At 59.6% G+C, this 14,541-nt stretch carries 11 protein-coding genes and 1 pseudogene; 4 read left to right on the forward strand and 8 right to left on the reverse strand.

Going from position 1 to position 14,541, the window contains the following annotated elements; all coding sequences use genetic code 11:
* Window positions 1-357: 357 nt before the first annotated feature.
* The 4 genes and pseudogenes from DGI_RS05315 to DGI_RS05330 form a co-directional block, all read right to left on the reverse strand.
* Window positions 358-621 carry a tyrosine-type recombinase/integrase gene (locus tag DGI_RS05315; protein WP_021759737.1) on the reverse strand — a complete coding sequence of 88 codons (264 nt, stop codon included), beginning with the start codon at window positions 619-621 and terminating at the stop codon, window positions 358-360.
* Window positions 622-1,035: 414 nt separating this feature from the next.
* A pseudogene (locus DGI_RS17825) lies at window positions 1,036-1,170 on the reverse strand (IS66 family transposase); the annotation flags it as partial.
* Between the two features lie 219 nt (window positions 1,171-1,389).
* Entirely contained in the window at window positions 1,390-3,444 is a 2,055-nt protein-coding gene (locus DGI_RS19000) for a GGDEF domain-containing protein (protein WP_021759739.1), read from the reverse strand.
* Window positions 3,445-3,450: 6 nt separating this feature from the next.
* Window positions 3,451-4,707: a serine hydrolase domain-containing protein gene (locus tag DGI_RS05330; protein WP_051286556.1), complete on the reverse strand. Its 1,257-nt coding sequence runs from the start codon at window positions 4,705-4,707 to the stop codon at window positions 3,451-3,453.
* 898 nt (window positions 4,708-5,605) lie between these two features.
* On the opposite strand from DGI_RS05330, the gene DGI_RS05335 reads away from it, so the two are divergent.
* Entirely contained in the window at window positions 5,606-7,012 is a 1,407-nt protein-coding gene (locus DGI_RS05335; protein WP_027193153.1) for a helix-turn-helix domain-containing protein, read from the forward strand.
* Between the two features lie 111 nt (window positions 7,013-7,123).
* Here DGI_RS05335 and DGI_RS16965 read toward each other — a convergent pair whose 3' ends face one another.
* The gene (locus DGI_RS16965; protein WP_051286558.1) at window positions 7,124-7,543 is read right to left on the reverse strand and encodes a rhodanese-like domain-containing protein; all 420 of its coding nucleotides are present in this window, start codon (window positions 7,541-7,543) and stop codon (window positions 7,124-7,126) included.
* Between the two features lie 290 nt (window positions 7,544-7,833).
* Between DGI_RS16965 and DGI_RS05345 the strand changes: the two genes are divergently transcribed.
* Window positions 7,834-8,211 (forward strand): DUF805 domain-containing protein, encoded by a 378-nt coding sequence (locus DGI_RS05345; protein ID WP_021759744.1) that lies wholly within the window; start codon window positions 7,834-7,836, stop codon window positions 8,209-8,211.
* Window positions 8,212-8,249: 38 nt separating this feature from the next.
* Window positions 8,250-8,594 (forward strand): hypothetical protein, encoded by a 345-nt coding sequence (locus DGI_RS16970; protein ID WP_021759746.1) that lies wholly within the window; start codon window positions 8,250-8,252, stop codon window positions 8,592-8,594.
* 125 nt (window positions 8,595-8,719) lie between these two features.
* Here DGI_RS16970 and DGI_RS05355 read toward each other — a convergent pair whose 3' ends face one another.
* The 3 genes from DGI_RS05355 to DGI_RS05365 form a co-directional block, all read right to left on the reverse strand.
* A complete protein-coding gene (locus DGI_RS05355; RefSeq protein ID WP_021759747.1) occupies window positions 8,720-9,628 on the reverse strand; it encodes a class I SAM-dependent methyltransferase in 909 nt (302 codons plus the stop codon).
* Window positions 9,629-9,701: 73 nt separating this feature from the next.
* Window positions 9,702-10,334: a trimeric intracellular cation channel family protein gene (locus DGI_RS05360; RefSeq protein ID WP_034607650.1), complete on the reverse strand. Its 633-nt coding sequence runs from the start codon at window positions 10,332-10,334 to the stop codon at window positions 9,702-9,704.
* Window positions 10,324-13,761, reverse strand: a complete 3,438-nt coding sequence (locus tag DGI_RS05365; protein WP_051286559.1) for a response regulator — start codon at window positions 13,759-13,761, stop codon at window positions 10,324-10,326. The genes DGI_RS05360 and DGI_RS05365 overlap by 11 nt, the downstream gene beginning before the upstream one ends.
* 281 nt (window positions 13,762-14,042) lie before the next feature.
* Between DGI_RS05365 and DGI_RS05370 the strand changes: the two genes are divergently transcribed.
* Window positions 14,043-14,522 carry a GNAT family N-acetyltransferase gene (locus tag DGI_RS05370; protein ID WP_021759753.1) on the forward strand — a complete coding sequence of 160 codons (480 nt, stop codon included), beginning with the start codon at window positions 14,043-14,045 and terminating at the stop codon, window positions 14,520-14,522.
* Window positions 14,523-14,541 lie beyond the last annotated feature (19 nt).

Consider the following 14,541-nt stretch of genomic DNA (forward strand, 5'->3'; position numbering starts at 1 on the left):
CATGCAATATGCGGGCTAGCCACTTGGCGACACATGTTTTGGCTTGGTTTATATGACACGTAGGGATTGTAGTTTGCGTCATTGGTACTCCGTCGTATGAGGCCGTAACCATGCATATCTGATCGAAACATGATGGTCGAACTCTTATTACATAAAAAATATAGGCTAATAACATTAAACCTTATCACTTACGATAACAAAGCGCTTCAGAAGACCAGGATTGCAACTCTTCGCCATTTTTCCGGTTAGCTGAACATACATCTACTAGACAATAATTTCCAACACTATTTTAGCTCGAATATTGCTATAGAAGAAAAATAGTCGTTGATAGGCCGATGGCTGTGATTTCCAAACTTTTCACGGTTGCCCCTCCGCCATCTCCCGCACCGTCCCCACCTTCCCCGGCCCTCGCTGCCCCACCACCGCCTCCATTGCTTCGTGCGTCTGTTTCAATCCCAGGGACTGCAAATACCGCGTCGTCGTCTGGGGTGATTTGTGACGCAGCACGGCCTGAATCACCGCCACCGGCTGGCCTTCGCGGTACATGATGCTGGCCGTCAGGAGGCGAATGGCATGGAAGCCGAATTCTTTCCTTCCACCTTCCTGCAGGCAACCATCCACAGGCCCGACCGCATCGCAACTTTTCCTTGACGAATGGCCCGCATCTTTTTATTTCGTCTCCCGTCGCAAAGATGGCTTTCGTTCTGCCGTTGGGCAGGTCTGGCTGTAGTGTTGGAGTCATCGGCGGCAACCGGCATCGCGTCCCCATCGTCTAGCCTGNAATCCCCTTGGGGACGCCACCGAAATCAAAGCCTTGCACACTCCGTGCAAGGCTTTTTTCGTGCTGGCCGCATCACGTCCGCATCCCACCCCCCCCTGACACCAGTTCAAATCGACGGTGTCTTGTGCATCATCGGCTGTATTTTTTCCTGCACTGGCGCCGAGCTGTGTCCAGGGGCAAAAGTCTGAAGCATCGTCCAGGGTTTTCCACACGAAGAAGCAGGAGTCCCAGGTCATCTGTCACAGCTGACCTATCGCAGCATGAGTACTCTTCCCCCCGCCAGCCTTGGTCACATCGTGAAACTTACGGCGCACGTGGGCAAGACAGCCGACATGGCGGATGCCTTTACGCTCGCCCAGGGCGTTGTACCCAGAGTAGCCGTCAGTCTGGCAGATGGTCTGGAGCGCGAACGGTTCCGCTGGCCAGAGACACCGGACGATGTTTTACGCATCCAGGGGCGAGAGCTCGCCTGGCTTCTGGGCGGTCTGGACTTTCGTACAGCCAGGGGCATCAAACCGTGAAGTTTTCACAGGTGGCTTAGGATTTTTACCTTGATATTACGGGATATTATATGTAAATTTCTTCTCAACATGACGACCCCGTCCAGCTCAAGGCGCATCAGAATGGCGGCTTTCAATCCGGTTTCTCCCGGCGTTTTTGGCTCGGTACAGATATTGGTCCGCCTGCTCAAGCAAATGAGCTGGAGACGTTCCGGAGTGGTAACGCGAGCTCGTGACGCCCAGACTAACAGTTACCCAGTCGGCAACTTCCGATCGCGCATGGGGAATGGCCTGTGCCATGACATTATGTCGTATGCACTCTGCAATATAAATTGCTCCGCTGATGTCTGTGTCAGGAAGGATACAGACGAACTCCTCTCCACCATAGCGGGCAACAAGATCGGAAGGACGCTTGGCGCATTCTGACAACACCCTGGCGATACGGCGCAGACATTCGTCGCCTTGTTGGTGGCCGTAATAATCGTTGTAGCGCTTGAAATAGTCGACATCCAGCAGGATGAGCGACATCTCTGCCTTTGAGCGGACATGTCTGGCATATTCCCTCTCCAGGGTTTCATCGAACCGCCGCCGGTTGGCGATTCCGGTCAGCGCATCGGTACTGCTCAACGCCTCAAGCTTGGAATTGGCATCTGCCAAGGTCAGATTGGCGACCCGTGCCTCTTCGATGGCCTGGGTGGTGAGACGTTGATGCTTGTACAACTGCTGCACCATGGCGTTTAAAGAAAGCATTATCCGATCCTGGGGGGAGCGGGGCGTGACCTGTGCTAGAAAGTCGCCAGCGGCTATTGCTTCGGCCAGGGCGATGGTTTCGGCATTGGTGCGCATAAGAACATGCAGGGCATGATTCATGTGACGCACCTCGGCAATACCAGCCTGTCCGGGGCGGTTATCGAGTTCCTCTACCAGGGCGACCTCCCCCCTGGCCAGCCGTTGCATGGCAGTAACTAAACGGCTGATCGGATCGGAGACCATCCGACTGACACGGACCGCCTCCGCACCGGCCAGCAGCACAAATAGCAGGCCCGCGCCCCCTATGCTCAACAACAAAATCAGTGTGGCTCGTAGCTCTGCATCTCTGGGAAGCAGCACAGCGATGGTCGCCACCGGGCCCTCGCTGTTGCCGAAGGTCATCAGGCTTTCATAATAACTTTGCCCGCCAGCGTTTCTGGATACGACGGGACTGGCCTTTGGTTTTTTGATGAATTCGTTGAAGCCGACTGGCACAGGGGGGGTGCTTTCAAGCTTTGGATAGGTCTCCAGTGTGCCGCAGGAAAATTCGCCTTCCACGAAGGCATTGATCTGGGTGTGGGTCAGCGCCGCGACATGCTGGATGTCGCCGGGCGTCATCTGCAGAGTCAATTCCAGCAGCCCGCTGTTTGTTTCATCGTTGTTGGAACTGGTGCTCAATGCAAAGTAGCTGAATTTGGATGGCGTGCCATGCACCGGAATCAGCAATTGCAAGGCGGGCATTTGGTCGAGTAGGGCGAATTGTCCCTGGGGATATCCAGCCACGACTGCTCTCTGGACTTGTTCCGCCTGCCCCGGCGGAAGGGCGACGAAATCCATGTTCCCAAGGATCGATGGAGTCAGGAGACGCTGCTCGTCTTGGACGACCTGCGTCACCGAGCCTTCGGCCTGCACGATCACGCGGCGTTGCACGAGCAGACGTCCGGGTGCGAATTCCGGCAGGTAGAGACCTACAGTATAGTACCTCGGGGCATCGTTAAAAAAAAGCAGCAGCAGCGTGCCCTGTTGGTTGTATAAGGCGATCCGTATCCCCCGCGTTCCCAAGGCCTCGGCCAATGCGAAAAGCTGATCCGCCAACGGCTGGGTAGCGGCCACAATGTCGGCAATCCGGAAGCTTGCAGCGTCGTCATGCTGGACCGGTTTCCCGTTATGCTCCAAAGCCTCTTGAAGAAGTCCAGCATGTATCGGCTGGTGAACCTTCTCGACCTCACGGGTGATATCCCGTTGCCTGCGCTGCAGGCTGTCCTCAAAAAACGCGAAGGTCGCATCAACTGTTTTCTGGGCGCGTTGTCGTACGTCATTGCTGAATATCCAGAAGAAGACTGCGGAAAGGGCAAGGGCAAGGGCGCAGATCAGGAGGAACATCCTGATGAGTATGGTGTTGCGCAGCGTCATGGCGGTTTATTTGATCGCGGCGGTGACAAGGCGCGACACCTCTTCGGAAATCTCCCAGGCGAGCTTGGGAGGGAAGACAGTTTGCATAATCAGGACCATCAGCCTGCGCTCGAAGTTCAGGTCCAGGTTCTTGCCCCCCAGGCCCAAGACGCTGATGGAGCCGGGGTCACGGACGCTTTCCTTGCCGTTGATGAAGCAGCCCAGTCCATACCGATCATACCCCTTCTGGAAAAACACGAAATCTTCCAACCCTTGCAACTCGCTGATCTGGTTCGTGCGAATCTCGTTGACTGACTCGGGTTTCAGAATTCGCACCCCTTCGTACTCTCCGCCGTCAAGAAGCATCTGTCCCAGCCGGGCGTAATCGGATGTGGTGGTGAACAGGCCGTTGCCTGACGAATACAGCCTGCGGTTCTTGAACGCATAGGGAACGACCTTGCCGGTCAGCCTGCGCCCGTCTCCCTCCCAGGAAGGGGCCACACGCGAGGCTTTTTCTACCGGTGGATAGAAAAAGCTGTCCTGCATTCCCAAGGGGCCGAAGATATGTTTCTGGTAATACTCGGCAAGGTTAATCCCCGAAGCGACCTCAATAATTCTTCCGGCCACATCGTTGCTCAAGCCATAGCCGAATTGGGTGCCAGGATGGAACTCCAGCGGCATCCTGGCCAGACGGCGCGTATTTTCTGCTAGGTCAAAATCCGGGTCGCCTATGCCGATGTCCACACCGTAATGGATGACGCTGGTATCCATGTACCCCACAATGCCTGTGGTCATAGACAAGGCTTGGCGCAGGGTGGGCGCGCTTCGCGCCGGCACGAGTCGGAAAGGCGGGTTGGAGCCCTCGGGCAGCGTCTCTTTGACGCTGACGGAAGCGAATTCGGGAATATACATTGAGATGGGATCATCTAAATGCAATTTGCCCTGCTCCACCAATTGCATGACGGCAATACTGGTGACAATCTTGCTGCAGGAATATATCTGGAAAATGGTCTCCGTGCTCATCGGACGGTCGAGATTGGCCCGACCGAAGGCCTTGTGGTAAACAACCTTGCCGTCCTTTGCCACCAGAACGACCGTACCGGGAACAATGTGCTCATCAATTGCCTTTTCGATCAAATTGTCGATGGCCGCGAGCTTCTGGGGAGATATCCCGACGCTTTCCGGGTTGGCTGTTTTGAGTTCAGGTGGATTCTGTGATCGCTTTTCGCAGGCCTGCAACGACATGATGCAAAGCGCTAGAAGACCCAAGACCATGATTTTCATACGCACTTCTTCCATTGAGTTTCGCGCCGACTCGAACAAGTGCAGACACGTACCTAATCTGAGCGATTTATTTTGGCATTACTGCAATTTTCAACTGGGCATCTATCTGATATTATTTAAAAAACCAGTCGAAATTCAAACTGTCGGCACCCAACGGGTGGAGGAATGGAGTAACAAGCGCAACGCCAATAAAGCCATTTCATCGAGGGTGTCCAGGTCATAATCGACTGCCTGACCGGGCTCTCTCTTCAGTTCGGCCGAAGCCCTTGGAATAGGCTACATCTGCGGCGGGCGGTTTATAAACGACATCATAGTCCTGGTGAAGAACATCCCCGAACCCGTCTACCATCGCCACTTCGGCAAAACGGAAAAAGACGTCCGGGAATATCTGGAATATGGTGATCGCCGGGCCCGTTGGAAGCGCTTGCTTCGAGCAATTATCTGCCGTCCGGTGACGTTTATATACACCAACTTGGACATGGCGTCAACCGGAAATCGCCACAGATAGCCACGCAACACCCAGCTATTACTGACTATTTGCCTACAAAAGCCCAGCATGTCCTCCCACAGAACATGATGAGGCCCCGACAAACAGTGAGCAGGTCACACGAGCCAGAGCATCTCGGACCACCCCCTGTCGGGGCAGGACACGCCCTTTACAGGGGCAACTGCCCACGCAGGGTGGGCATCCCCAGCCATGCATCTGCATGTACCTGAGGCATCTCTGTGCCGGAATAACTAGCTCAAATCATTGGGGGGTGCGGGGCTGCAACGTGTCTCTCACGCCGGTAGCAGGGGTTCAAATCCCCTTGGGGACGCCAGCACGTCCGCATTGACATCGACAGCCCAGCGTGAAAAGCAGCCTAGTTCAGACGCGACCCCACAGGAAGATGACCGTATGACACGCACCACTGTGGCCGGCATGCTGGGCTTGGCCGCTTTCTTCGTCTTCGAATATGTCTGTTATTCCGCCGGCCGGGCCTATGCCGGCATGGCGCAGCCCATTGAATGGATGCTGGGCGCCAATCTGGCTGGCGTGCTGGTGGCCGGGGCGCTGGACGGAGTGGCGCTTCCCCTGCGCACGGGCAGGTGGCGCAAGGGGGTGGCAGTCACCCTGGCGATGCTGGGGGCTGCCGCCTGCCTGCTGGGGGAACAGGCCGAGACGCCAACGCGGGCGCAGGTGCTGTTCTGCCTGGGCTCGGTGTGTGCCGGGATGCAACTGCCGGGACTGCTGCGGGGGTTCTTTCAGGCCGTACCCCGGCGGCGGCAGGGGCTGATGATGGGCCTGGCCCTGGCGGCGGCGGAGGTGTTCTGGATTTTTCTGCTGATGCGCCCCCCGGGAGACGGTTTCGCCCTGGGGCTCTATCTGGCCGCCGCCCAGCTCTGCCTTGGTCTGGCGGCCCTGCTGCGAACGGACCACGAAATCGAACCGGCGCAGCAAATCCCCATGGACACCAGCCCGCCGGCCCAGATCCGCAAAACGTTGCTGTACCTGGCCGGCATCACCGCCGTGTTTTTTGTACTCGATTCCTTCCTGGACGTGCTGTTTTTCCGTTACGACAAGGTGGACAGCCCCATCCCGAGGGAAATCGGTCTGTATATCTGGCTGGCATATCCCCTGACGGGGCTGCTGCTGGACAAGAAAGGCTTTGGCGTGGTCACCTTCCTCACGTTCCTGGCCTTTTGCCTTGTCTCACCGGCGCTCACGGCCACATCCCAAAGCACGCCCATGTACTGGGTGGTCTTTTCCATGGACATCATTGGCCGGCACGGGGCGTTTCTGTTCACCACGGTGGTGGCGGCCCACCTGGCCCGCACCCTGCGGTGGAACGGCATGATGCGTTGTCTGCCGTACCTGCTGCAGCACGGGGCGTACCTCGGCGTGCTTATTTTTGTGGAGGTCTTCCATCCCGGTACGGCCTGCATCCTGCTGGTTTCCTTGTTTTTATGCTGTACGTTCAGTCATCTCTCGTTAAAAGTGCACTATGTGGTGGCCATGGCCGGCTATTCCGAAACGCGGGTGGAAAGCGCCGTGCCGGTGCCCGGGAACGATGCCACCGCCGTGGGCTGCGTGCTCGCCGTCCCCCGTCTGGCTTGGTTTGTGGATAAATACGGCCTGACCCCACGGGAAAAAGAGGTGCTGGAGCTCATCATGCTGGGCACGGGCAGCCAGGCCATGGGCGAACGGTTGTTCATCTCCGAACATACCGTCAAAACGCACATCCGCAATCTCTTGCGCAAGACGAACACCCCCAGCCGCAGCGCGCTCATGGCCCTGTTCATCAACGAGCGCATGGACGGCTAGGGCATTTTACTTTTGAAAGGAGTTCTCGGGGGAAAACCTTTCTNCGAGAGGGGAGAACCTTTTCCGAAAGGTTTCCCCTCTCGCAATGTCCTTTTTCAAGGTTAAAATATTCTAGAACATCGGCCGCCCCGTGATGTAATACACCGGGCCCACATCCGGGCGCAGGTGCCGAAGCTGCCGTTGCGAGGTAGCGGAACGGAAGCCCAGGCCGCAATACACCAGCACGGGCCGACCGGCGGGGACTTCCTGCGCCCGCGGTTCCAGCTCCCGGGCCGGAATGTTCACGGCGCCGGGCAGGTGGCCCAGGGAGAATTCCCGGTCCGTGCGCAAATCGATCAGAAAGACGCCGGGATGTTCCTGGAGGAATTGCCGGGCCGCCTCAGGGCTCAAGGGGCCGCCGTCCTGCGTGTCTTGCGCGCCTTGCGTGGCCTGGGCGTGCAGGGAAACAGGGCCAAGGACAGTCACCATGGCGGGTATCAGGACGAGCATCAACAACATCAACAGAACACGCCGGCCAGCACGCACGGGCATGCGATCTCCTTTTCCGGAAGGGTTGCCGTACGCGCAGGACGCACGGGAAAACAGCCTGGGCGCCGGGTTTGGCACCCAGGGGGCAACGTCAAAAATCGTGCAAAACAGGACGGCACTTCCTTGCTTGATCTGTGGAACATATTGAAATATTAAATAGATAATCCAAATCACTCTTTTTGATGAGGTCTTGTTCTGCACGTTCATTCTTTTGCGCGATGGATTATTTCCTCGCCTTGGGCAATTTCAGGTTCCGCCACGTTGAACCACTCAACCCAAGGACCGTGCAGAATATGGATTTTGTCACCGCAATAAAGACGTGTCTGGGCAAGTATGCCACGTTCAAGGGTCGGGCCTCGCGTTCCGAGTTCTGGTATTGGACACTCTTCACCTGGTTGCTTTCCGTGGCGGCCATGATCGTGGACTCCGCCATGGGCGGCGGGATGGCGGCGGAACCAGGCATGCAACTGGGCGCTTCTCTGATCATGCTGGTCACCTGGTTGCCTTCCCTGGCGGTAAGCGTGCGCCGGCTGCACGACGTCAACCGCTCGGGATGGTGGTTCCTGCTGGCATTCACCGTACTGGGCTGCGTGGTGCTGCTGTACTGGTTCGTGAAGCCAGGCAGGGATGCCAATAATCGATACACCGAATACGGCATTGTCGGGGCCTGAGCAGTTCTCCATTCACCATAACGAAAAGGAACATTCCTGTGTTGAAGAAAAGTATTGTCACCGGCCTGGCTGTAATGCTCCTGTGCCTGCTGTGCGCCGGGGTGGCCCTGGCCAAGGAAGTGGTGGTGATGAATGGCACCAATTTTGAGATCCACGGCCTGGGTCTTTCGCCCAGCGAGGCTGACGACTGGGGCGACGACCTGCTGGGCGACGACATCCTGAAACCCGGCGAAGGGTTGCGCATCAACATCAAGGGCGATGCCAACAACTGGGATCTGGCCGCCGTGGACGACGAAGGCGCCCAGATCGAATTCAAGAACCTGGACCTGCGCAAGGTCAGCAAAGTGACGTTGCAATCCGACGGCACAGCCACGCTGGAATAATACCGCTGCGAAGTGGGGGGCAGGCCGGGGCGGCGAAGTATTTCGCCTGCTCCGGCCTTTTTTATCGAACCGCCCGCGGTCAAGAGGGACACAATCTTCATGCGCCACTGGTCCCAGTCCAGGCGCTACAAAACATGCCGGATTGATACCTTGAATTTCTCACTCAATCGCCGCGCAACCGCTGCATTGACGGGATCGGCAATGATCTTCTCCATGAAACGGCATCCGCTGCTATGCTGCAGCCGGAACGCTTCAAATTCGTCATGGTAGCCTGCTTTTCGGTCTCGCAGCGGGGCAGGGCCGCGCCTTGCGGTGAAAATGAAGCGCGGCGCCACGAAAAACGGGTACATGGCCTTCATATCCACCGGAAATTTCATGATTATTGGTGGGGCATCGGAGTTGACCCCGGGCGGCGGAAGCGTAATCGTTTTCAGCTCATTCACATGCTGCAAAAAGGAAAGATCCGCCCCAAAGGTCAACGGCAGCACGCTTTCCAGTTCAAAGCCTACAAATTCAAGAATCTCCGCAAAGCTATGCACGGTGTACCAACGAATATGCGTAGAGTCGAAATGCGCGCCAGATGTATAGGGAAATTCGCCCACTGCAATGCGGTACAAACTTTCCCAGCATTGTATATTGGGAACTTCGAATATGATTCGACCATCCGGCTTCAAATACTTCCGCAACTTGGACAGCACAGCCCAGGGATCATACACATGCTCGATGACACAACACGAGATGACGCAGTCAAACGCTTCAGCCCACTCGTCACCAAGTTCGCTCTCTTCGCGGCTCAGGTCGAGATGCCATGCGCCGTCAAAAAGCGAGCTGGCCTCCGACTGCGCCACATCAATCCCATAAATCTTTTGTGCGCCTTTCAGGAGCTTTGCGGCAAAGAGCAGGGTGCCATCCCCGTACCCGAATTCCAGCACGGCATTGCAATCATCATCCATTAACTGCAAGACATCTTTTCGGAAGTTCCCCTGCCTGATACGATCCTCAATGGCCATCATCATGGCGTGTTGCTCGTCCATGGCGTCCTCGGCAATTTTTTTCCCGTATAGGGGTTGTTTTTCAGAGAAATCCGCCTGCAAAGGGCGGGGTTCGCTATTCCCACCGCAGCTTCGGGATGCTCCAGCGGCGTGTGAAGGCCACCAGCCGCAGCGCCAGGGCGGCGCAGGCCACCAGCAGCAGCGAGGCAGGCGTCAGCCAATGGGCCTGTTGCAAGACAAAGAGCACCCCGCCCTGCACCAGGGCCACGGTACCGTAAAACCCGCTGTGCAGCACCACCGGCTTTTCGTTCACCAGGATGTCCCGCAGCACGCCGCCACCCACGGCCGTGAGCAGGGACAGGGAGAGGACGCCGAAGAAATGCGTCTGCGCCTCCATGCCGATCATGGCGCCAGTCACCCCGAAGGCAACAAGCCCGATGCTGTCGCTGACGACCACATACCAGCGGGTTTCCAGCTGCTGCAGCCGGTGCAGCCGCAGCATGGACGCGACCAGCAGCACGCCGCCGGCGATGAAGAACGGTTCGGCATCCTGCATCAGGGCCACCGGGCGGGAAAGCAGCACATCCCGGATCACGCCGCCGCCATTGGCCGTGATGAACGCCAGGATGAAGAGGCCCATCAGATCCAGGTCCTTGCGCACGCCCGCCAAAAACCCGGACAAGGCAAAGGCGATGCTCCCCACCAGGGAGGCAATGTACAGGGGCAGGGCATACACGTCAGGATTCATCTGCCGACCCAGGACTCGACGGTGATGCCAACGGACCGGCCAGGAGCTCGCCGGCGGCTTCCTGGGCGGCAAGCGCCTGGCGAAGCTGTTGCAGTCCCCGGGTCAGCAGTTCCATGCAGCGCTCGGCTTCGGTCAACTGGCCGGCGGCCAGCATTGCTTCCAGTTGCTCTGCCTGTTGTGCCGCCTGCTCCGCACCGATCATGGCCAGGTTGGACTTGAGGGAATGCACCACGCGCGCGGCATCGGCCTGCGCGCCACGGTGTATGGCGGTGTGCAGGCTTGCCATCCTGCCGGGCAGCACGTCCATGACCTGGACGATGGTTTCCTGCAGCAGCTCCGTATCCCCGCCAAAACGCTGGATGGCCGCAGCAAGGTTCAACACGCCGAGTAGCTGGCCCTGCGCTGGCTGTTCGAGTTTCCGGGGTCCAGGCTCACCGGTCGTTGCCCGGGCCGGGTCCACCCGGGCCATGGCGGCGCGCAGGGCGGCCAGGGTGAACGGCTTGGTGAGATAGTCGTCCATGCCGACCGCCATGCCCTTGGCCTGGTAGTCGGAGAGGGCATGCGCCGTGAGGCCGATGATGTGGATATGGCGTTGCGCCTCGCCGGCCTCTCCGGCGCGGATGCGTTCCGTCACCTCAAACCCGTTCATGCCCGGCATCTCCACATCCATGAACACCATGTCGAACGTGTCGGTCCGCAGGGCGTCCAGGGCCTCAAGCCCGTTGGAGGCACTGCGGAAGGTGTGGCCGGATTTGGCCAGGACGCGTTCGGCCAGGCGGAGATTCACGGGGGTGTCGTCCACGATGAGCACCCGGAACGAGGGAGAGCCCGCCGCGTGATCCATGGGCAGACCAGGGCCGGAGGCAGGCGATTGCTCCGCCTGCTGTTCCCGGGCCAGGGCGGCTTCCCCCGGCGCGGCCAGGAGGGTGCACGAGAAGATGCTGCCGCCGCCGGGCCTGGGTTCGTGCCATATTTCTCCGCCCATGAGCGTCGTCAGACGGCGGCAGATGGCAAGGCCCAGGCCGGTGCCGCCGTATTGCCTGCTGGTGGTGCCGTTTTCCTGGGTGAAGGCGTCAAAGATGCTCGCGCGCGCGGCCTCGGAGACACCGATGCCGCTGTCCTCCACGTCCAGGCGCAGGCGCAGGGAGGGCGACTCCTCGCCGGGTATCGTGCTCACCCGCACGACAATGCCCCCGGCAGGCGTGAACTTGATGGCGTTCCCGATGAGATTCACCATGATCTGGCGGAGTTTGAGCATGTCCACATACAGGAACTGCGGCACGGTCGGGTCGATGTGCAGATCCAATGCAAGGCCATTGGCCTGCGCCTGCACTCGCATGGTGGTCACCACCGCCTGCAGCGCCTGATGGGCATCCACATGCGTGGGCGAAAGCTCCAGCCGATTGGCCTCGATCTTGGACAACTCCAGAATATCGTTGATGACCTCCAGCAGATGCCCCGCGGCGACGCGCACCGTGTCCAGATATTCGCGCTGTTCGGCGTTCATGCCGGTGAGCAGGGCCAGCTCGGTCATGCCCAGGATGGCGTTCATGGGCGTGCGGATTTCGTGGCTCATGCGGGCCAGGAATTCGCTTTTGGCCTGATTGGCGGCCTCGGCCGCCTCCTTGGCCTGGACCAGCTGTGTTTCGATGGCGCGCAGGTCGGTGATGTCGGCCACATACTCCATGCCGCCGAGGAGCTCGCCCTTGCCGTCCAGAATAGGGCCGCTGTAGATTTGGAACGCCCGTCCGGTCAAGGCCTCCTCTTCCGGCGTGGAATAGCGCACCGTGGGCTGCTTTTCCTCAAAGCACTGCGGCAGGGAGCAATGCGCGCACAGGGACTGCCTGCCCTGGAAGGCCTCGTAGCAGGGCAGGCCTTTCACCTCATCGACGTCCTGAATGCCGAAGGCACGGAGCAGGCCCCGGCTGGCGCCAATGATGCGGAATTCCGTATCCACCACATTGATGTGGCCGGGAATGTTTTCAAAGAACGCCCGCAGCCGGTGGTTGGCTTCATCCAGGCTGGCAGTGCGTTCGGCCACCCGTTGTTCGAGGGCCTCGTTCTGCCGGGCCACCAGCTGTTGCTGGGTGGTCAGTTCGTCGAACAATTGCCGGAGCTGGCCGCCCATGGTCCGGAAAGCCGCGGCAACCTGATCGATCTCCTTGATGGCCGTGAACCGGGGCACGATATGCCAGTTGCCCTGGGCCAGGGTTTCGGCGTCCTGCCCGAGGGTCTGGATGGGCCGGATGATGCGCGAGGCCATGAACACGCCAATGGTGATGCTTAGCAGCAGCAGCACTGCGCCGACGAGCATGGCCACGGATCTGGTCATGCGGGTGATGCCCCCCATCAGGTCCGACTCGGGCATGATCACAGCCAGCACCCAATCCAGCCCCGGCGCAGGTGTCATGCGCGCGGCCTGCAGGTACTGCGTTTCTTCCTCGCTTTCAAAGGACAGCAAGGCATGCTGGTCCACTCCGGCCAGACCGCCGGGGAGGCGCTCCAGGCTGCGCGCAGCCTCCTCAATGCGCGGCACGCCCGAGGCGTTGGCCGCCACGGGATGGAAGGAGCCATCCGCCTCGCGGATCAAGTCCTGCCCTCCCAGGGTCGAGGCGGCCACCAGCTGGCCGGCGGGATCCATGACGAACAGCAACCCGTTGGGGCTGACCTGGATGGACTGCAGGTACCGATGCACAAGGCCCAGGACGTAATCCACCCCGAACACGCCCACCAACTCCCCATACGCGTCGTAATAGGGCAGGGACGCGGTGAGGGCCAGATCCTTGATGACGAAGTGCCGGTACAGTGGTGTCCAGGTGGGGCCGGCGGCCTGGACCCCGGCCTTGTACCAGGGGCGGACGCGGGGATCGAAATTCTTGTACACCTGCGCCAGGGTCCCGGCGTCACCCAGGGGCGTGGTGACATAATTATGGGAATCGCCACCGGTTTGCCTGCCGGCGCGCACAATCTGCAGCGTGCCGTCCGGCAGCCGGCGTGCGCCGTAAAACTCGCCTTCCACGGTGCCGAAAAAGGAATAGGCCAGGGCGGGATGCTGCCTGAGCACGGCGTAAAAATGGCGCTGCACGCTTTCGGGATCGTCCAGACGCAGCAGCCCGGCACGCAGGGCATGGGCATTGCTTTCGTTCACGGCCTGGGGCACGGCCAGATAATCCGACAGCTTGTCACGCACCCGGGCCAGTTCTTCGGTCCGCAGTTGCAGGGCCATGTCATGCACGGCCATGCGGGCGGCCTTGAACACCAGCAACGACGTCAGCCCGATGGCGACGACAACAAGCAACGAAAGTGGAATGACAATGAGATAGTTCAGCGAATGCGTCCGCCCCGGCCTCCCGGGACTGACGTTGGTGGCTGCCCTGGGCACAGTGTCTCCCTGTTCCGTGGCCTTGTATGTCGCCTCTCCATCCATGGCATCCCCCCGGACCCCGACGACCCACGCGCTGATGGATTGGTGTGTCTCCCTCAACCCCAGAAAAACACAGGTGGAGAGCGATGTCCAGGGTCAGGACCTGACGTGATGGGGGATTACGACCAGCCCTGCCAGTCCATCGCAACACTGGCGGAACTGCAGGAAAATGCGTATGTCCCTGCGCGGAACGCAACCGAAGGGCGCACGGCGCCTGCGTGCGCGTGTGTGGTCCTGCAGCATGGCGTCCGGCACGACCGAACCAGCGACACCCGAGACAACGCATGACCGAATGGCGGGAATATCAGCATGTGGTAGGCGGCGCGGAGCTTCTGGCAGCCGTGGAGCCCTTGTGGGTGGAGCTGTGCGAGCACCATGCCCAGGTGGCGCCCGTGTTTGCCACAATGTTCCGGTGTCGTCCCTTTGCGGACCGGGCCGCGGAAATCCTGGCCCATGCCCAGGGCGGCCTGCGTGTGGAACTGGCCATGGCGGACGATGCCGCCGTGGGGTTTTGCATCGGCAGCGTGGCAGCCTCCGGCGCCGGGGAGGTGGATTCCATCTTCGTCCAGGCTGCGCACCGCGGCGCAGGGCTTGGGGAAGTGCTCATGCGTCATGCCCTGGACTGGCTGGAACAGCAGGACGCCGCGCCCGTCACCGTGGCTGTGGTCTCGGGGAACGACCGTGCCCTGCACTGGTACGAGCGCTTCGGGTTCACCCCACGACGCGTGCAGTTGGTGCGCACCCGGCACACGCAGGCCACCTGATTGGCCAACCGGCCTTGCC

The organism is Megalodesulfovibrio gigas DSM 1382 = ATCC 19364 (genome assembly GCF_000468495.1).
In the GTDB taxonomy this organism is placed as follows: Bacteria; Desulfobacterota; Desulfovibrionia; order Desulfovibrionales; family Desulfovibrionaceae; genus Megalodesulfovibrio; species Megalodesulfovibrio gigas.